The sequence below is a fragment of the Achromobacter sp. genome, from assembly GCF_057314935.1.
The window spans coordinates 79,654-98,203 of the sequence record NZ_DBHKZA010000003.1; the positions used below are offsets into that span (position 1 = coordinate 79,654).

The following is an 18,550-nucleotide window of genomic DNA, read 5'->3' on the forward strand; positions in this document are numbered from 1 at the left end:
GATCACGCCGCTGCAGTTCACCCGAGTCACGGTGCTGGACATCCGTGCACAGTGAGTGAGGGAAAGAGAGCCCCCACGCTTCGCACGCTACGCGTGCTCTCTGCCCCCCGAGGGGGCTACCCCCGCCTTGGGGCGGCCCGGCGGCGGGGGGGGAGCCCCCACCGCTTCGCCCGCTGCGCGCGCCCTCCGTCCAGGCCACTCTCCCCTGTGCGGTCAGAAAAAAACCCTGCCGGAAGCAGGGTTTAGACAGGGGGCTGTAGGGGCGAATATGGGAAAATTGCGCTTGTCGACTCGATAACAGGGGCTTCCACACGAAGCCCCTTATTGCGTCTGTCGGCGTGCCAGCAGGCCTGGCCTTGTTACTAGGAAGTGAAGATCATGTTCCCAAAAAGACTCACCGAAGGCTATCAATCATTTCTGGACGGCCGTTTCCATTCGGAAAGCAACCGCTATCAGAAACTGGCCGAACTGGGCCAAAGCCCGGAAATCCTGCTTATCGGCTGCTGCGATTCCCGCGTGTCCCCCGAAGTGATCTTCGATGCCGGCCCGGGCGAGATGTTCGTGGTGCGCAACGTCGCCAACCTGGTCCCGCCCTGTGAGCCCGACTCTGAATCGTCCTATCACGGCACCAGCGCCGCGATCGAATTCGCGGTCAATGGCTTGAACGTCAAGCACATCGTCGTGCTGGGCCACGCGTCCTGCGGCGGCATCCGGTCGTTCTTCGACGACGCCAAGCCCCTGTCCAAGGGCGACTTCATCGGCAAGTGGATGTCGCAGATCGAGCCCGTGGCCGAACGCCTGGGCCCCGGCACCGGCGACCGCCAAGCCAAGCTCAAGCGCCTGGAACTGGCCGTGGTCGAACACAGCCTGAACAACCTGATGACGTTCCCGTCCATCCGCCGCCGCGTGGAAAAAGGCGACCTGGAACTGCATGGCACCTACTTCGGCGTGGCCACCGGCGTGCTGTTCCTGCGCAACCCGGAAACCGGCGAATTCGAGCCCTGCCTGGAAACCGGCATCAACGGCTAAGCGCCGCCGCGGCCGGCGCGGCGCTTACACCCGGTAAGCCTGCGCCAGCCGTTCGTAGTTGTTCTTCAGGATGATCCCGGCGTAGTAGACGTGTTCGCGCATCAGGTCTTCGGCGCGCGCCCCGTCCTGCGCGATGATCGCGCTGACGATCCGGTGGTGATCATCGTGCGAGCGCAGGATGATGCCGTGGTCTTCCCACAGGATGATGCGGTCCGACGCATAGGGGATGGCCTGCGCCTGCGTGGCGAAGCGCTTGACCCAAGGGTTGCCCGCCGCCTCGAGGATGCCGTTGTGCAAGGTGATGTTCACCTTCTGATAGGGCAGATGGTCCTCGGCCAGCAGCACCCCTTTCGCCAGGATCCGGTCGCCCTCGTCCAGGCAGTTCTTCAATACCGCCACCGCGTCGTTGCTTAGCCCGCGCAAGGCCGCCTGCCGACAGGCCAGCCCTTCCAGCGCGGCGCGCACTTCGTATGCCGCCACGATCTCGCCGATGTCATAAGCGCGCACCGTGTAGCCGCGCTTGGGCAGGTGCTCCAGCAAGCCTTCGTTGCCCAGCGTCGCCAGCGCGGCGCGCACCGGCGTGCGCGACACCCCCAGTTTCTCGGCCAGCGGGATTTCTTCCAGACGGGCGCCGGGGCTGAATTGGCCGTGCAGCACCCAGTCCCGCAGCGTATCGGTAACGTGTTGAGATAGCGTGTCCATGACCGCATTGTATACATGAAGGATACATGCTGGGACTTCTCCTGCTGCTGCACGCGTACTTTCCCTAGTATCCATGCCTTACAGCAAACGGTGGTCAGGGTAAGCACCTATACCTGCCCACTCTCCATGTATACATAATCGCAAAAAATTGAAATCAGCGGCCCTGTCTTCCCAGGCAGACGGCACGCCAATCAGGAGACAGCATGTCCAATGTATCCACGCCTCCCGCGCTTGGCGCGGCCTCCCGTCTTGCGCTGGTGACCGGCGGCGGCGGGGGCATCGGCGCCACGATCTGCCAGGAGCTGGCGCACGCGGGATTCCGAGTCGTGGTGTCGGACGTGGATGCCGTGCGCGCCCGCCGCGTGGCCGATGAACTGGGCGCGCCGCACACTGCCCACGCTTTCGACGTCAGCGACGAGGCCGCGGTCGAAGGCGCGTTCGACGCCATCGAAGCGCAGCACGGCCCCATCGCCGTGCTCGTCAGCGCAGCCGGCCTGCTGCTGTTCCAACCCGACGGCGAACGCCCGCTCATCAAAGACACCACGCTGGACATCTGGGAACGCAGCTTCGCCGTCAACGCGCGCGGCGTGTTCCTGTGCGGCCGGGCCTACCTGCGCCGGCGCGAAGCCGCGCCGCTGGCGCACGGCCGCATCGTCACCTTCACGTCGGTGGCCGCCCAGTTGGGCGGTTACCGCTCCAGCGCCTCGTACATCGCCGCCAAGTCCGCCGTGCTGGGCCTGACCAAAGCCATGGCGCGCGAATCCGCGCACCTGGGCGTCACCGTCAACGGCATCGCGCCGGGCCTGATCGACACCGACATGCTGCGCAGCACGGTCACCAGCAGCGGCGCGCTGGCCGCAGCGGCGCAGGCGATTCCGCTGGGCCGCATCGGCACGGTGGACGACGTGGCCGCCGCCGTCCGCTTCCTGGCCTCCGAAGAGGCCGGCTACATCACCGGCAGCGTGATCGACGTGAACGGCGGCTACCGCATGCAGTAAGGCACGCCGGCAGCCCGCCGGCCTATGCAGCAAAGCGCCGCACACACAGGCGCGCATTCCAAAAAGACGGGAGACAAATCATGAATCAACGTAGTCGCTTCGCGGCCGCCGCGGCGCTGTGCGCGTGGGCCTTCTCGACCGGCGCGCAAGCGCAGCAAGAACCTGGCATCACGGACAAGACCATCAAGATCGGCCTGTTCGCGCCGTTGTCCGGCAGCGGCATGGCCTATGGCTTTGACGTGTTGAACGCCGCCAAGATGTGGTACGCCAAGGTCAACAAGGAAGGCGGCGTGCACGGCCGCCAGATCGAACTCGTCATCGAAGACGACCGCTGCAACGCCAATGACCTGGTCGCCGCGGTGAAAAAACTCAATGAGCAGGACAAGGTGTTTCTCTTGAACGGCGGTTCATGCTCGGCGGCGGTCGTGGCGTCGCGCGAATACGTCGAGCGCGAGAAAGTACCGCTCGTCATGCTGAACGCCTCGGGCGACGGCGCGCTGTATCCGCCGTCCAAGTACATCTACGGCGCCTTCTCGATCTCGCAGCACGCCGTGGGCGGCTCCATGGTGCAGTTCGCATCCGAACACCTGAAAGCCAAGAAGATCGGGTACATCAACCACGACGACGCCTACGGCGGCTGGAACCTGGAGGCGGCGCAAGCGCAGGCCAAACAATTGGGCGACCTGGGCCTGCAGGTGCAGTCGGTGAACCCGAACATCACCGACGTCACCGCGCCCATGCTGAAGATCCGCGCAGGCAACCCCGACGTGCTGCTCTTGACCACCTATGCCCGCCCGGCTGCGCTCATCATCAAGAAGGCGCAGGAACTGGGCTGGAACAAGCCCATCGTGCTGGCCGTGAACGGCACCGCCGACCTGAAGCAACTGGTGGAGAACGTGGGCAACAAGGACGCCTTCAAGAACGTCTACATCCAGGACGTGCTGTCCGACTTGCCCGGCGGCCCCAAGCTGACCTGGGTGTACGACATGTACAAGCAGTCCTACCCCGACCTGGCCGCCAAGCCCGGCCATCCGCAAACGTACATGCCTTACGGCCTGCCGCCCGCGATGGCGGTGGTGAACGCGCTGAAGGCCGCCGGCCCGCAACCCACGCGCGAAAAAGTCTTGCAGGCGCTGGAAACGATGAAGTTCGACTCGGGCGTCATGGCCGGCCCCATCGAGTTCGGCCCGAACGATCGCGCCGCGCAGGAATCCGCCATCTACATCAAGTTCGACGGCACCGGCATGACGCTCATCCCCGGCGCTTTCAAGAGCGTCTGGCAATACCAGAAGTAGGCCTGCGGCCTGTCACAGACCGAGCCCGCGCCGTGGCGCAGCACCGCGCGGGCCGCCGGAGAACATTATGACCTTTGCCGATTTCTGGTTGTTCCTGCAGCAGGGGGTGCTGTCGGGACTGGTGACGGGCAGCGTTTATGCGCTGCTGGCCGTCGCCGTCGTCATCATCTTCAAGACCACAGACGTACCCAATTTCGCCCAGGGCGAGATCTTCATGGTGGGCGGCTACATCGCCCTGTTCCTGACACTGGTGATGGGCTGGCCCTACCTGGTTGTCATCCCCGTCACGCTGGCCGCGGTAGCCGTCGTGTCGGGTCTCTTCCAGCGTGTGGTGATGGAACGCGTCATCGCCTCGAAAGGCGTGGGCGTGCAGATGGTCATCGCCACGCTGGGGCTTGCCTATGCGCTGAAAGGCCTGGTGCGGCAAACGGGCCTGGGCGACACGCCGCGCTCGCTCCCGCCGCTGGCCCCGACCGACGCCATCATCATCGGCGACGCCGTGCTGACGCAACTGGACATCGTGATCTTCGCGGTGGCGGTGGGCGTCATGCTGCTGCTGTTCGCGATGTTCACCTACACCCGCGTCGGCCGCGCCATGCGCGCCGTTGGCATGAACCCCAAGGCCGCGCGCCTGACGGGCGTGAACCTGACCCGTATCCGCATGATGGTGTGGGCGTTGTCCGGCCTGATCTCGGCCGTGGCCGCGCTGCTGATCACGCCCAAGATCCTCATCACGCCGGACATCGGCCACATCGCCATCCTGGCCTACGCCGCCGCCATCGTGGGCGGCATCACCAGCCTGCCCGGCGCGGTGGTGGGCGGTTTCGTGATCGGCGTGGCCGAAAACCTGGTGGGGCTGTTCATTTCGACCAACGCCATCGTGGTCGCTCCGTTCGTGGCCATCATGGTCGTGCTGCTGCTGCGTCCGCAAGGCCTGCTGGGCGGCAAACTGCAGGTGAAAAAAGTATGAGCAACAAGATCGATCGCACCCTGCTGGCGCTGATGGCCGTGACGCTGGCGGCCCTGCCCTTCCTGGCCAGCGGCTATGTCATCTATGTCGTCAACCTGCTGATGGTCTTCGTCGTGCTGGCGCTGGGCCTGCATCTGGTCATCGGCGAAACCGGGCAGTTCGCGCTGTCGCATGCCGCGTTCTATGGCGTGGGCATCTACACCGCGGGCCTCATCAACAACCTGTGGCATCCGCCGTTCTTCATCTCGATCATCGCGGGCGGGCTGCTCGCCGCCGCGCTGGGCTATCTGATCGGCGCGTTGGCGCTGCGCATGCGCGACATCTATCTGGCGCTGTCGACCTTCGCGTTCGGCGAGGCCATGCAGTGGGTGTTCCTGAACTGGCAGTCGGTCACCAACGGGTCCAACGGGTTCCGGATTTCGCCGGCCACGCTGTTCGGCTACGAACTGGTGTCCGACCTGAAGGCCTATCCCTTCGTCGTGCTGATCGCCGCGCTGTTGTTGTGGGCCACCATCGCGCTGTCGCGCTCGCAGCTGGGATCGGCGTTCCGCGCAGTGCGGGAAAGCGACGTGGCGGCCCAGGCGATGGGGGTCAACGTCAACGCCATCAAGCGCACCGCTTTCACGCTGTCGGCCGCCTACGCGGGGATCGCGGGCGGCATGTACACCACCTTCGCATCGTTCATCCACCCGGAAAGCCTGGGTTTCCAAACCACCATCCTGATTCTCACGATGGTGGTGGTGGGCGGCATCGGGTCGGTGCGCGGGGCCATCGCGGGCGCGCTGGCATTCGGCTTGATCTCTGAACTGCTGCGCCAGGCGCTGTCTTTCCAGGAAATCATCTACGGCGTCATCCTGATGGGCTTCATGATGTTCGCGCCCAAGGGCCTGTTCGCCGGCCGCGACGCGCGACGCCGCGCGCCGCCCCCGGCCGCCCCGCTACCCGGGGCCTCGCGTTCCGGCGCAGGCGCCGCCAAAGCCACGCAAAGGAGCGCGGCATGAGCAACCAACCTTATCTGGACGTACAAGGCCTGACCGTGAAATTCGGCGGCCTGACCGCCATCAACGGCCTGTCCATGCAGGTCGAACGCGGCCGCATCCACGCGCTGATCGGCCCCAATGGCGCCGGAAAATCCACCACCTTCAATTGCATTTCCCGCTACTACCGCCCCAGCAGCGGCAGCATCCGGTTCAACGGCGCGGACATCACGAACAAGAAGCCGCATGAAATGGCGTCCCTGGGCGTGGCCCGCACGTTCCAGAACCTGGAACTGTTCGGCGCGCTGAGCGTGCGGGAGAACGCGCTGCTCGGCACCTATGCGCACGGCGCGGACCGCCCGGCCAAGCTGCTGCGCCCGGCGGCAGCCGAGGCGCGCGAGCGCGCCGAACATCTGCTGGAGCGCGTGGGCCTGGCCGACTTCCTGGACACGCCGGCGTGCAGCCTGGACTTCGGGCGCCAGAAGATGCTGGAGCTGGCGCGCGCGCTGGCGATATCGCCCAAGCTGCTGTTGCTGGACGAGCCGGCGGCGGGCCTGCGCAACCGAGAGATCGAAACATTGGACCGCCTGCTGACCGAACTGTGCGAACGCGACGGCATCACCGTGCTGCTGGTGGAGCACGTGATGCAGCTCGTCATGTCCATCTCCGACCGCATCACCGTCATGTCCTTCGGCGAGAAGATCGCCGAAGGCACGCCGGCGGAGGTGCGCAGCAACCCCCGTGTGATCGAAGCCTATCTGGGCAAAGGAGCCGCCGGTGGCTGAGATCCTTCTGGAAGTCGATGCGGTCTCGGCCGCCTACGGCAACATCCGCGCCCTGCAGGACGTATCGCTGAAAGTGCCGCAAGGCGCCATCGTCGCGCTGCTGGGGGCCAACGGCGCGGGCAAGTCCACCACGCTCAACGTGGTCTCGCGCCTGGTCGCGCCCACGGCGGGCAGCGTGCGTTTCGCAGGCGAACCCATCCACCGCCTGCCGGCGGAGGCCGTGGTCGGCCGCGGCATCGTGCAAGTGCCGGAAGGCCGCGAGATCTTCCGCGACATGAGCGTGCGCGAGAACCTGGAAATGGGCGCCTACCTGCGCCGCGACCGCACGGCGGTCAAGCAGGACCTGGACCTGGTCTGCGACACCTTCCCGCGCCTGCGCGAGCGTTTCGAACAAAAGGCCGCGACGCTGTCGGGCGGCGAACAGCAGATGCTGGCCACGGGCCGCGCCATGATGGCGCGCCCGCGCATGATCCTGCTGGACGAGCCGTCGATGGGGCTGTCGCCGCTGGTGGTCGAGCAGATCTTCGACATCGTGCTGCGGCTGAACCGCGAACAGGGCATCACCATCCTGCTGGTGGAACAGAACGTGAAGCTGGCGCTGTCGGTGTCCAGCTACGCCTACATCCTGGAGAACGGCGAGATCGCGCTCGAGGGTGAATCCTCCAGGCTTGCCAGCGACGAAGGCGTGCAGCGCGCCTATCTGGGCGCATGATGCGCCGCGAAGGACAGACCATGACATCCCTGGAAAACAAGCGGGTCCTCGTCACGGGCGCCGGGCGCGGCCTGGGCGCCACCATCGCGCACGGCTTCGCGCGCCAAGGGGCGACGGTCATCGTGGCCGACATTGACGCGGCGCTGGCCGCCGGCACGGCCCAGGCCATCCGCGACGCGGGCGGCCAGGCGGCCGACGCCGTGCTGGACGTGACCGACGCCGACGCCGTGCGCGCCTTCGCCGCGCACTGCGCGGCACGCCACGGCAACCTGGACATCCTGATCAACAACGCGGGCATCTCGGCGCGCGCGCCCTTCGACGACCCGCAGACGCCGGCCATCTGGGACCGCGTCATGCAGGTCAACCTCCAAGGCACCTTCAACGTCACGCACGCCTTCGTCGAACAGCTGAAAGCCACGCGCGGCGTCATCGTCAACCTGTGCTCCATCGTGGCGTACGGCTGCGGCATTTCGACTGCGGGCTACGTGGTGTCCAAAGGCGGCGTGCGCTCGTTCACGGAAGTGCTGGCGCGCGACCTTGGCCCGCATGGCGTGCGCGTGAACGCCGTGGCGCCGGGCTTGATGGAAACCGATATGACGGCGGGCCAGCGCGCCCAAGCCAACGGCACCGATTGGTACATGGATCGCGCGCCCCTGGCACGCGCCGGCCGCGCAGACGAGATCGTCGGGCCTGTCCTGTTCCTGGCCTCGGACATGGCCAGCTATGTGAACGGCGTGGTGCTGCCTGTGGACGGCGGCTACCTTGCCGTATAAGGAGACACCATGGATCTGGGTACGGCATTGGTCACTGGCGGGGCAAGCGGCATGGGCCTGGCGATCGTCGAGCGCCTGGCGCGCGATGGCTTTCGCGTCGTGATGGCGGACCACAACGGCGCGTTGGCCGAAAAGGAAGCCGGGGCGCTGCAGGCGCAGGGGCTGCCGGTTGAGCACCGCGTCGTCGATCTGACGGACGAAGCGGCCACGCGCGCGCTCGCACGCTCACTGCCGCCGCTGGCCGCGCTGGTCAACAACGCCGGCTTGTTCGACGAACGCAAGTTCTTCGACGTCGGCGCGGACGATTTCCGCCGCGCGTTCGACGTCAACCTGCTGGCGGTGGCAACACTGACGCAGGAAGCCGCGCGCACCATGACGGCAGGCGCCAAGATCGTCAACATCGCGTCGCGCGCCTATCTGGGCGCGAAGAACCATCCGCACTACGTGGCCTCGAAGGCGGCGCTGGTGGGCTATACGCGCGCCGCCGCCATGGAGCTGGCATCTCGTGGAATTCTGGTCAACGCCATCGCCCCCGGCCTGATCGACACACCGCTCTTGCGCAACCTGACGCCGGAACGCCTGGCCGCGCAACTGGCCTTGCAGCCCACAGGCCGCGCGGGCCAGCCGCAAGACATCGCCAATGCCGTGTCCTTCCTGGCCGCGCCGCACATGGATTTCATCACCGGCCAGGTCCTCTTCGTGGACGGCGGCAAATCGCTGGGCGGGTCGGGAGCATAAGCAGCATGGACAGCATCAAGTGGGACAAGGAAGTCGACGCGCTGGTGGTCGGTTCCGGCGCGGGCGGCATGGCGGCGGCGCTGACCGCGCATGAGGAAGGGCTGGACGTGCTGCTGGTGGAGAAGACCGGCCGCATCGGCGGTTCGACGGCGATTTCCGGCGGCGCGTTGTGGATACCGCTGAATGCGCAGACGGACAGCGCCGGGCACCCCGACAGCGTCGACAAGGTCTGGACGGATCGGGAGCAGACGGTGGGGCCGGCAGCGTCAGACGAGATGAAGCGCGCCTATCTGGAGGCCGGTCCGCGCATGATGGATTACCTGGTGGCGCGCGGCTTCCTGGACGTGGCCGCCCGCACGGCATCGCCCGACTACTATCCTGACCGGCCGGGCGCGGCGATGGGTGGCCGATCGCTGGACCCGGTGGAGTTCGACGGCAGGAAGCTCGGCCGCCACTTCCGCACGCTGCGCGACCCGTTGAAGGAATTCACGGTGCTGGGCGGCATGATGGTCAACATGACCGACGTGCGCCACCTGCTGCGCGCCACGCGCGCTTTCGCCGCCTGGCGCCACAGCATGAAACTGGTGCTGCGCCTGGCGGCGGACCGTGTGCGCGGCTATCACCGGGGGACCCGGCTGCTGCTGGGCAATGCGCTGGCCGCGCAACTGTTCCATGGCTTGCTCACGCGCGGCGTCGCCTATTGGCTGGACGCGCCCGTGCAGGCCCTGCATCGCGACGCCGCCGGCCGCGTGCTGGGCGCGTCGGTCCTGCGGGACGGCAAAACCCTGAACATCCGCGCACGGCGCGGCGTGGTCATGGCGACTGGCGGCTTCCCGTGGGACGCCGAGCGCCGTGCCCGCACGTATCCGCAGCCCACAGGCGACTGGTCCATGTCGCCGCGCGACAACACCGGCGACGGCATCCGATTGTCGGAGCAGGCAGGCGCCGCCTTGGGCACGGGCTACGCCAGCCCGGCATTCTGGGCGCCGGTCTCCATCCTGGAATCCGGCGACGGCAAGCGCCTGCACTACCCGCACCTGGTGTGGGACCGCGCCAAGCCCGGCCTGATCGCCGTGAACGGCGCGGGTGAGCGCTTCGTGAACGAATCCACGTCGTATCACGAGTTCGTGCAGGGCATGTACCGCAGCAACAAGACCGTAACCACCATCCCCGCCTTCCTGATCTGCGACCAGCGCTTCATCGACACCTGGGGACTGGGCCTGGCGCTGCCGGGCGGCCGTCCTCGCCAACACCTGATCGATGCCGGCTACCTGATCCAGGCACCCACGCTGGCGGCGCTGGCGGGCAAGATCGGCGTGCCGGCCAGCGCGCTGGCAGCCACCGTCGCGCGCTACAACACCCACGCCGCCCAAGGCCAGGATCCCGACTTCGGCAAAGGGGGCACCGCCTACAACCGCTATCTGGGCGATCCGGACCACCAGCCCAACCCCTGCCTGGCCCCGCTGGCCGATGGCCCTTGCTACGCGGTCAAGGTCTACCCCGGCGACATCGGCACCGCCTGCGGCATCGCGGCGAACGCGAACGCCCAGGCCGTGGACGCCGCGGGCGCGCCCATCCCCGGACTGTACGTGGCCGGCAACGACATGCAGTCCGTGATGGGCGGCGCCTATCCGGCGCCCGGCATTACGCTGGGCCCGGCCCTGACCTTCGGCTGGGTGGCTGGACAACACCTGGCCCATGCACAACACTGACGCCTCTTACCGACAAGGACCCCCATGAAGATCTTTCACTCGCCCGCTTCGCCGTTCGTCCGCAAATGCATGGTCGTCGCGCATGAGCTCGGCCTGGCCGACCGCATCGAAAAACTGCCCAGCGCCGCCGGCCCCGTCGCCCGCGACCAGACCATCATCCCCAGCAATCCGCTGGGCCAGGTGCCCACTTTCATCACCGACGACGGCCAATCGATCTTCGACAGCCGCGTGGTGTGCGAATACCTGAACGATCTGGGAGGCGGCGCGCTGTTCCCGACCGACGGCACGCGCTGGCAGGTGCTGACCCAGCAATCGATGGCCGACGGCATGATGGGCGCCGCCTTGCTGGCCCGCTATGAAAGCGTGCTGCGCCCCGAGGCGCTGCGCTGGGACGGCTGGATCGACGGTCAACTGGGCAAGGTGCGCGATGGGCTTGCTCTGGTTGAAAAGCACGCCGCGTCGCTGAAAGGCCGCCTGGACATCGGCGTCATCACCATCGGTTGCGCGCTGGGTTACCTGGACTTCCGCTTCCCCGACCTGAACTGGCGCGACGGGCACCCCGCCACCGCCGCCTGGTACGAAGCGTTCAGCCAGCGCCCCTCCATGCAGGCCACCAAGCCCTGACCGGTTTTGGGGCAGGCGGCGCGGCCGGGAAACCCCGCCGGAGTCCCGTCCCGCCGCCCGCCTGGTACGGTGCCGCCCCTTGGGCGCCGCCGCTCGGCCCCTGGCGTTGGCCAGGGGCCTTTTTTTGCCTCAGCGCAGCCCCAAGGCGAATGCGCCCCGTTGGGGGCAGCAAGCGCGCTCAAGGTTCGGGGCCGCCTCCCTCTTTGGGCCGCCCCGGGTAAAAAGCCCCGCACGGAGACGGCACGCTTTCCTGTTACAGTGAACTTGTCACCCGCTGGCCGGACCCACCTTCTGGCCCACCACGACAGGGAGCCCCCGCATGAACGTTGCTGCGATCTCCGCCATTCCCCGCGTCGCCGCGCCCTACCCGGCGCGCATCCCGATGCTGGACGACACCCGCCCCACCTGGGAAGCCGAACGCCTGGCGCAAAGCGCCGCCGCCCGCCAGGCGCAGCGCGCCGCGCAAGCCGCGACGGCCTGGGAAGCCCAACGCGTCGCCCATCTTCGCGACGCTGATCCTCCGCCGGCCTTTGGCGTTTTCGCCCGGAATGCGCATGCCGGCGCAGACGCGCCGCGCCTGCCGCCCGTGGCGCCGCAGGTCAATCTGGATGCCTTGCGCGACCAGTACGCCGACACGCGCATGCGTCGCGCCGTCGACGACTTCACGGCGCAACCGGATCCGCTGGCCCAACGCGCTGGCAGCGCCAACGACCTGGGCACCATCGAAGGGCTCACCCCGCTGCAGCCCTACCGGGTCGCGATGGCCAATCCGCAAGTCCAGGAATGGCAGGCCGCCGTGGCCGTGAAAGCGGCTGGCGTCGGCGTGCCTGCCGTGGCCAACATCGGCGCCACCGAGAACGTCACCGACAACGCACGCTACCGGCCCGGGGCCGCGCCCGACGCGCGCTGACCGCTCTCTTCCGGAGGCGTCGGCCGTCATGCCGGCGGCCACGCCACGGCGCCCGTCGCAAAAGAAAAAGCCGCCTGTCACCAGGCGGCTTTTTCGTTGAGCGGCACTCAGGCCCGATCGATCAGTGGAAGAATTCCGCGATCATCGTGGCGCCCAGGAAGGTGCCGGCATTGGCGGCCAGCGACACCACCACGATCTTCCAGCCCAGCTTGCGGAAAGCGGGCAGGTCTTTGAGGATCGACAGGCCGGCCATGGCCAGGATCACGGTCGTGAACGGCAGGAAGTTCACCTTGCCGACGGCGGCGATGATCTGGTCCGAGTACGGCAGCACGCCGGGGCAGCCCGCGGTCATGGCGATCAGCGACAGCACGGCCACGGCGGGCAGCTTGGGCAGCACGCGCAGGATCAGGTCGGTCAGGACGACCAGCAGGATGATGATGCCCATGCCCGGCAGCGCGTCCAGGAATGGCACGTTGTAGCCCAGGCGGTTGCCCACCAGCGCGAACAGGCCGCAGACCAGATAGGCGGTCAGGCGGTCGCCGAAGCCCATCTTGGCGCCGTGCGCCGGCACGTCTTCCGACACGCTCTCCTCGACGACGGCTTCGGAAGCCTTGCTGCGCGAGAAGCGGCCCAGCACGGGTTCCAGCTTGCCGTACAGGAAGATGGTCGTAGGCAGCGAGATGAACAGCGTGAAGTACACGCCGACCACCGTCGTCAGCAGGTTGGCGGCGGCGGCCAATGCGGCGACCTGATGCGCCATTTCCGGCGTCTGCTGGGACGCGATGGCGCCCACGCCGGCAGCCATCATGCTGCCCGAGCCCACGCCGGCGCCCATGGCGAGCGAACGCGGATCAAAGATGTTCAGGCTGGTGATGAAACCCGCCATCAACGCCACGAACAGCGCGCCGATCACGGTGCCCGTGATGTACTCGGCCATCACGCCGCGGCCTTCCGGCGAATTCATGCCGTAGCGCTCGCCGATGATGGCCAGGCTGGGCTCGCGGCCCACCGAGAAGGTGGCGCCGATCGCTTCGCGCTTGATGCCCAGCAACAGCGCCAGCGGCAGGCCGATGGCCATGGTGCCGAAGAAGTGGCCGAATTCCTGGAACACCAGCGCCCAGCCTGCCTCGCGCACCTGCGGCAGCGATCCGCCCACCATCAGGCCCAGCTTTGCCAGGAACGGCAGCAGCGCGTATTGCAGATAACCGCTGATGCGGGTCTGCATGGCCTTGTCGATGCCCGACCCCGCCGGCAGGCGCTGGCCGAAAGCGGCCACGACGGCGCCGATGAAGATGGCCCAGAGCATCGGTTGCAGAACGATCTTGCCCGGACCTACCGCGAACGTGACACTGCCGATCGCTTCGGAAATGACGACCACCAGCAAAATGGCGGCCAGCATGCGAATGCGGGCGGATAGCGGCATGGAAGGCGCGGCCAGACTGACGCTGGCGTGAGACATCGAATTCCCCTGATGAACGTGAATAAGTTTTCGTAGCGCCACGGCGGCGCATTGCGGCGGCGGCGCGGGCAGCAGGCGCGATTTTCGCCCGGGGGCCTCGCGGGCAACCATGACACCACTTGCGCATTAGCGTTGCGTAAAATGCAACGCACAGCCTTTTCCTGGGAAAATTTTGCAAGTTATCCCGTATTTTACGGGTAAACCCTAGATTGGCACTGTGGATCTCCCGCCGCACTCCGCTTTGAAGAGCCCCGCCATGGACGAAAAACTCGACGCCCGCCGCACCCACTATTTCATGCAGGTCATGAGCCGCGGCTCGGTGCGCGGCGCCGCCGAAGTGCTGGACATGGACCCGTCCGCCGTCAGCCGCGCCATCGCCGCGCTGGAACGCGATTGCGGCATGGCCTTGTTCGAACGCCGCGGGCGCGGCGTGGTGCCCACCGACGCCGGCCACATCCTGGCCCGCTATGTGAAGCGCCAGCAAAACATCCAGGAAAGCTTCTTTTCCGAGATCGACAGCCTGCGCAAGGCCGAGCGCGGCCATATCGACCTGGTGCTGGGCGAAGGCTTCGTCGAACTGATGTTCGACCGCGTGCTGCCCGGCTACTGGCGCAGCCACCCCGAGGTCACGCTGGATATCGACGTGGCCCGCACCTCCGAGATCGTGCAGCGCATCGTGGATGACCGCGCCTATATAGGATTGGTGTTCCAGCCGCCCAACGACGCCCGCCTGCGCACCCACTATTCGCGTCCCGAGCCCATCCGCGCCATCGTCCGCCAGGATCATCCGCTGACCCGGCTGGACCGCCCCCTGCTGCTGACCGACCTGGCCGACTACCCGGGCGCCTCCATGCAGGAAGGCTTCGGCGTGCGCCAACACATCCAGGCGGCCGAGATCAGCGAACAGGTGCGGCTGCGCAATGTGCTGACCACCTCTTCCTTCAAGGCCCTGTGGCAGTTCGCCGCGGCCGGCATCGGCTATGCGCTGACACCCCCCATCGCCGTGACGGCCGACATGCGGGCGCAGCGGCTGGCCAGCCTGCCGCTGGCCAACCCCATCCTGAACCAGGGCAGCCTGCACGTGCTGAGCCGCGCGGGCCGCCATATCTCGCCCGCTGCGCGCGAGCTGCTGGACCACATCGTGCGCGGCATCGGCGCCGCCGCCGCGCCCGCAACTGATATGGTCGGTTGACGCGAATCTGCCTCTGTTTGGCGCGGGCAGCACGGCCTACAGTGCCGTATCCCCTCATCCGCCAGGAGGCGCATATGCTTAGTTTCCTGCGCACGGTCCGCTCCGTGCTCTGGGGCTTTTTCGGCGTACGCCGCGGCCGCGGCTACCACGAAGACATCGCCCACAACAAACCCGGCCCCCTGATCGCCACCGGCCTGCTGCTGGCCACCTGCCTGGTGATCATCCTGGTCTTCATCGCGCGCTGGGCGGTGAACGCGGCACTGTAAGCCCCCTCAATATAGCGGCCCTTCCCCCGCCGGGCCGCCCCAAGGGGGAAGGCGCCCCCCGGGGGGGCAGCAAGCACGCGAAGCGTGCGCGGGGTCGGGGCCTTATTTCCATATTACGAGAATGACTTAGACGAGCATTAATGCTGCCTGTTACGGTTATGAATCCCCTTTTTCCGCCGCCCTGCGCCGGACGCTGGGACTCAGACCGAGAAGACTTCAAGGGCAGTAGACATGTACGTGTATGACCCCGTCGACCAGCAGCTTGTCGAGCAGCGTGTGGCGCAATTCGCCGACCAGACGCGCCGCTTCCTCGACGGCCAGCTCACCGAAGATGAATTCCGCGTTCTGCGCCTGCAGAACGGCCTGTACATCCAGCGCCACGCGCCCATGCTGCGCGTCGCCATTCCGTACGGCATGCTGGCGTCGCGCCAGCTGCGCACCCTGGCGCACATCGCGCGCAAGTGGGACCGCGGCTACGGGCACTTCAGCACCCGCCAGAACATCCAGTTCAATTGGCCCAAATTGGAAGACGTGCCGGACATCCTGGCGGAACTCGCCACCGTCCAGATGCACGCCATCCAGACCAGCGGCAACTGCATCCGCAACACCACCACCGACCACTTCGCCGGCGTCGCGCCGGACGAACTGGTGGACCCGCTCGTCTGGTGCGAGATCATCCGCCAGTGGTCCACGCTGCACCCGGAATTCGCCTTCCTGCCGCGCAAATTCAAGATCGCCGTCAGCGGCGCCGTGCAAGACCGCGCCGCGGTCGGCGTGCACGACATCGGCCTGCAAGCCGTTGAACGCGACGGCAAGCTGGGCTTTCGCGTCTGGGTGGGCGGCGGCATGGGCCGCACGCCCATCGTCGGCAAGCTGATCAACCCCTTCGTCGAATGGCAGGATCTGCTGACCTACATGCAGGCCGCCTTGCGTGTCTACAACCTGCACGGCCGCCGCGACAACAAGTACAAGGCCCGCATCAAGATCCTGGTCAAGGACCTGACGCCCGAAGTCTACGCGCAGCAAGTCGATGAACAGTGGCAGCTCATCAAGGGCGGCCCCGACACCATCACCCAGGAATTCGTCGACAGCATCAAGGCGCGTTTCGTCTGGCCGCAGTACGACGCGGCCGCCGCCACCGACGCCGACAACACCGATGCGCTGGCCGCGGGCGACAAGCGCTTTGCGCGCTGGCTGCGCACCAACGTGCATGCGCACAAAGTCGCCGGCTACGCCGCCGTCAGCGTGTCGCTCAAGCCCACCGGCGTGCCGCCGGGCGACATCACCGCCGACCAGATGGACGCGGTGGCCGACCTGGCCGACGCTTACGGCTTCGGCGAACTGCGCGTCTCGCACGAACAGAACCTGATACTGGCCGACGTGCGCCGTTCGCGGCTGCACGAACTCTGGCAGAAGCTGGAAGCGCTGAACCTGGCCACGCCCAACATCGGCCTCTTGACCAACATCATCGCCTGTCCCGGCGGAGACTTCTGCGCGCTGGCCAACGCGGTCTCCATCCCCGTCGCCGAAGCCATCCAGCGCCAGTTCGACGACCTGGACTATCTGTTCGAAATCGGCGAGCTGGACCTGAACATCTCGGGCTGCATCAATTCCTGTGGCCACCATCACGTGGGCCACATCGGCATCCTGGGCGTCGATAAGGCCGGTGAAGAGTGGTATCAGGTCACGCTGGGCGGCCGCCAGAACGGCGGCGCCAAGCCCCTGCCCGATCTGGAATCCACACGCGGCGGCGGCGCCGCCGTCGGCCGCATCATCGGCCCGTCGTTCGCCCGCGACCAGGTGCCCGGCGTGGTCGACCGCCTGATCCGCACCTACCTGGGCTTGCGCGACAGCGAAATCGAACGCTTCATCGACGTGGTGGACCGCGTCGGCATCGACCCCTTCAAGCAGGACGTGTACGCCGATCCCGCCTTCGCCAAACCCGCACAAAGCGCCGAGCCCGCCCATGCCTGACCTGTACGCCCACGACGCCCCCGGCCCGCACCTGATCCGCGACGGCCGCCTGCAAGCCGACACGGCGCGCCCCTTCGTTCCCGAACCCGAAGTCGCCGCCGAAGGCCAGGTGCCCAGCGACGAGCCCGGCTGGATCGTGCCGCTGTCCGTCTGGAAGACTTCACGCGCGACCTTGCGCCGCCATCGGCACCCCGTGGCCGTGCAGTTGGAACCCGACGCCGACCTGCGCGAGCTGGCCGAGGCCGACGGCACGCTGGACCCGGCCGGCATCGCATTCATCGCGGTGGACTTCCCCAACTACACCGACGGCCGTGGCTATTCGCTGGCGCAGCTGCTGCGCACGCAGTACCAATGGACGGGCGAGCTGCGCGCGGTCGGCGACGTGATGATCGACACCATCCATTACCAGGCGCGCGTCGGCTTCAACAGCTTCCTGGTCAAGCCGGGCCACGACCCGCACAAGGCCCTGGACGCCTTCAAGACCTTCACCGTGCACTACCAGAAGACGTACCGGGCGCCGCCGCCGGCAGCCGCCTGAGTTCGTCCTGCGCCAGCTGGCCGCGGATCAATTCCGCGATGCTGCGCTGGCGCGGCGCCTGCATCCGGTCGATCAGACTGGACACGCTGACCGCCAGGCGCGGGTAGCCGGCCGCGTCGCACAAGGCCACGCCCACGCCCAGCACGCCCGGCACCGCGGCGTTGCCCACCACCGACCAGCCCCGGTCCCGCGTGTTCTCCACCAGACGCCGCATCTGCATGCCGGTCATGCCGCCGTAGGCACGCAACGCCTGCTCGTTCTGCGCGACCACCTCATCGGCCTCGGCCGGCGGCAACGCCGCCAACAGCGCCAGTCCCGCCGCCCCCACGCCCAGCGGCTGACGGTGCCCGACCGTCACCGCCAACACCTGCACCGGGTAGTTCCCCACCTCTCGGTGCAGGCATAGCGAATCGTTCGCCGCCCGGCAGATAAGGAATGCGGAGTCGCCGGTCACATCGCTGATCTGGCGCAGCACCGGACGCAGGCCACGCACTGCCTGCGCGTGCGGATCGCCCGCCATCATCACGCCCAGTTCCGCGATGCGCCAGCGCGGCGCCTCGGACTCGCGCAGCGCGTAGCCCTCTTCCACCAGCACGTCCAGATAGCGATAGGCGGTGGACCGCTGCATGCCGGCTGCGCGCGCAATGTCCACGACGTGCATGCCCGCCGCTCCTGCCTGGCGCAACACCCCCAACACGCGCAGCCCCCGGCGCAGCACGACGGGCCCCGAGGTATCCGAATCTCGTTTGTTCATATTTTGGACAGTTTGCGTTGATGAGGGCCCTATCAAAGCCCAATATGAAATCGGGCAGACGGAGATCTGTCCAAATATTAGACAAACAGGACGGAGACAACCATGAAGACACTCACCAGGCGGCTGGCCGCCTTGGCGGCGG

Annotated in this window: 19 protein-coding genes; 16 read left to right on the plus strand and 3 right to left on the minus strand. The window is 67.1% G+C overall.

From position 1 onward, the window contains the following. The first annotated feature begins 378 nt into the window (after window positions 1-378). Window positions 379-1,029, plus strand: coding sequence for a carbonic anhydrase (locus tag ACO6D5_RS01860; protein ID WP_315526974.1), 651 nt, complete (start codon window positions 379-381; stop codon window positions 1,027-1,029). Window positions 1,030-1,053: 24 nt separating this feature from the next. Here ACO6D5_RS01860 and ACO6D5_RS01865 read toward each other — a convergent pair whose 3' ends face one another. Then, entirely contained in the window at window positions 1,054-1,731 is a 678-nt protein-coding gene (locus tag ACO6D5_RS01865; RefSeq protein ID WP_315526979.1) for an FCD domain-containing protein, read from the minus strand. 203 nt (window positions 1,732-1,934) lie between these two features. On the opposite strand from ACO6D5_RS01865, the gene ACO6D5_RS01870 reads away from it, so the two are divergent. The 11 genes from ACO6D5_RS01870 (at window position 1,935) to ACO6D5_RS01920 (ending at window position 12,225) form a co-directional block, all read left to right on the plus strand. Continuing rightward, window positions 1,935-2,729 (plus strand): SDR family NAD(P)-dependent oxidoreductase, encoded by a 795-nt coding sequence (locus ACO6D5_RS01870; RefSeq protein WP_315526982.1) that lies wholly within the window; start codon window positions 1,935-1,937, stop codon window positions 2,727-2,729. Between the two features lie 80 nt (window positions 2,730-2,809). Continuing rightward, window positions 2,810-4,024 (plus strand): ABC transporter substrate-binding protein, encoded by a 1,215-nt coding sequence (locus tag ACO6D5_RS01875; RefSeq protein WP_315526984.1) that lies wholly within the window; start codon window positions 2,810-2,812, stop codon window positions 4,022-4,024. A 67-nt stretch (window positions 4,025-4,091) separates the two neighbouring features. Further along, window positions 4,092-4,994 (plus strand): branched-chain amino acid ABC transporter permease, encoded by a 903-nt coding sequence (locus tag ACO6D5_RS01880; RefSeq protein ID WP_485824483.1) that lies wholly within the window; start codon window positions 4,092-4,094, stop codon window positions 4,992-4,994. Beyond that, window positions 4,991-5,995 (plus strand): branched-chain amino acid ABC transporter permease, encoded by a 1,005-nt coding sequence (locus tag ACO6D5_RS01885; RefSeq protein WP_485824484.1) that lies wholly within the window; start codon window positions 4,991-4,993, stop codon window positions 5,993-5,995. Before ACO6D5_RS01880 ends, ACO6D5_RS01885 begins: the two co-directional genes overlap by 4 nt. Beyond that, on the plus strand, window positions 5,992-6,756 hold the full coding sequence (locus ACO6D5_RS01890; protein ID WP_485824485.1) for an ABC transporter ATP-binding protein: 765 nt from the start codon (window positions 5,992-5,994) through the stop codon (window positions 6,754-6,756). The genes ACO6D5_RS01885 and ACO6D5_RS01890 overlap by 4 nt, the downstream gene beginning before the upstream one ends. Continuing rightward, complete coding sequence (locus tag ACO6D5_RS01895) at window positions 6,749-7,468, plus strand: ABC transporter ATP-binding protein (protein ID WP_315526991.1); 720 nt, start codon at window positions 6,749-6,751, stop codon at window positions 7,466-7,468. Before ACO6D5_RS01890 ends, ACO6D5_RS01895 begins: the two co-directional genes overlap by 8 nt. 20 nt (window positions 7,469-7,488) lie before the next feature. After that, window positions 7,489-8,241 carry an SDR family NAD(P)-dependent oxidoreductase gene (locus ACO6D5_RS01900; RefSeq protein ID WP_485824486.1) on the plus strand — a complete coding sequence of 251 codons (753 nt, stop codon included), beginning with the start codon at window positions 7,489-7,491 and terminating at the stop codon, window positions 8,239-8,241. A gap of 9 nt (window positions 8,242-8,250) precedes the next feature. Continuing rightward, window positions 8,251-8,979 carry an SDR family NAD(P)-dependent oxidoreductase gene (locus ACO6D5_RS01905; RefSeq protein ID WP_485824487.1) on the plus strand — a complete coding sequence of 243 codons (729 nt, stop codon included), beginning with the start codon at window positions 8,251-8,253 and terminating at the stop codon, window positions 8,977-8,979. A 5-nt stretch (window positions 8,980-8,984) separates the two neighbouring features. Next, on the plus strand, window positions 8,985-10,691 hold the full coding sequence (locus ACO6D5_RS01910; RefSeq protein WP_485824488.1) for an FAD-dependent oxidoreductase: 1,707 nt from the start codon (window positions 8,985-8,987) through the stop codon (window positions 10,689-10,691). A gap of 24 nt (window positions 10,692-10,715) precedes the next feature. After that, window positions 10,716-11,315, plus strand: coding sequence for a glutathione S-transferase N-terminal domain-containing protein (locus tag ACO6D5_RS01915; protein ID WP_315526997.1), 600 nt, complete (start codon window positions 10,716-10,718; stop codon window positions 11,313-11,315). 319 nt (window positions 11,316-11,634) lie between these two features. Further along, entirely contained in the window at window positions 11,635-12,225 is a 591-nt protein-coding gene (locus ACO6D5_RS01920; RefSeq protein ID WP_315526998.1) for a hypothetical protein, read from the plus strand. Window positions 12,226-12,346: 121 nt separating this feature from the next. On the opposite strand, the gene ACO6D5_RS01925 is transcribed toward ACO6D5_RS01920, so the two are convergent. Beyond that, window positions 12,347-13,684, minus strand: a complete 1,338-nt coding sequence (locus ACO6D5_RS01925; protein WP_088591096.1) for a DUF3100 domain-containing protein — start codon at window positions 13,682-13,684, stop codon at window positions 12,347-12,349. Between the two features lie 256 nt (window positions 13,685-13,940). Here ACO6D5_RS01925 and ACO6D5_RS01930 point away from each other — a divergent pair, with 256 nt between their 5' ends. The 4 genes from ACO6D5_RS01930 to ACO6D5_RS01945 all read left to right on the plus strand — a co-directional run bounded on the left by ACO6D5_RS01930 (window position 13,941) and on the right by ACO6D5_RS01945 (window position 17,654). Then, window positions 13,941-14,876, plus strand: coding sequence for a LysR family transcriptional regulator (locus ACO6D5_RS01930; RefSeq protein ID WP_315527002.1), 936 nt, complete (start codon window positions 13,941-13,943; stop codon window positions 14,874-14,876). A gap of 74 nt (window positions 14,877-14,950) precedes the next feature. After that, window positions 14,951-15,142 carry a DUF2970 domain-containing protein gene (locus ACO6D5_RS01935; protein WP_315527004.1) on the plus strand — a complete coding sequence of 64 codons (192 nt, stop codon included), beginning with the start codon at window positions 14,951-14,953 and terminating at the stop codon, window positions 15,140-15,142. Between the two features lie 231 nt (window positions 15,143-15,373). Then, window positions 15,374-17,116 (plus strand): nitrite/sulfite reductase, encoded by a 1,743-nt coding sequence (locus tag ACO6D5_RS01940; protein ID WP_485824489.1) that lies wholly within the window; start codon window positions 15,374-15,376, stop codon window positions 17,114-17,116. Continuing rightward, entirely contained in the window at window positions 17,109-17,654 is a 546-nt protein-coding gene (locus ACO6D5_RS01945) for a DUF934 domain-containing protein (RefSeq protein ID WP_006227142.1), read from the plus strand. Before ACO6D5_RS01940 ends, ACO6D5_RS01945 begins: the two co-directional genes overlap by 8 nt. Here ACO6D5_RS01945 and ACO6D5_RS01950 read toward each other — a convergent pair. Then, window positions 17,602-18,408 carry an IclR family transcriptional regulator gene (locus ACO6D5_RS01950; protein ID WP_485824490.1) on the minus strand — a complete coding sequence of 269 codons (807 nt, stop codon included), beginning with the start codon at window positions 18,406-18,408 and terminating at the stop codon, window positions 17,602-17,604. The genes ACO6D5_RS01945 and ACO6D5_RS01950 overlap by 53 nt on opposite strands. Window positions 18,409-18,550 lie beyond the last annotated feature (142 nt).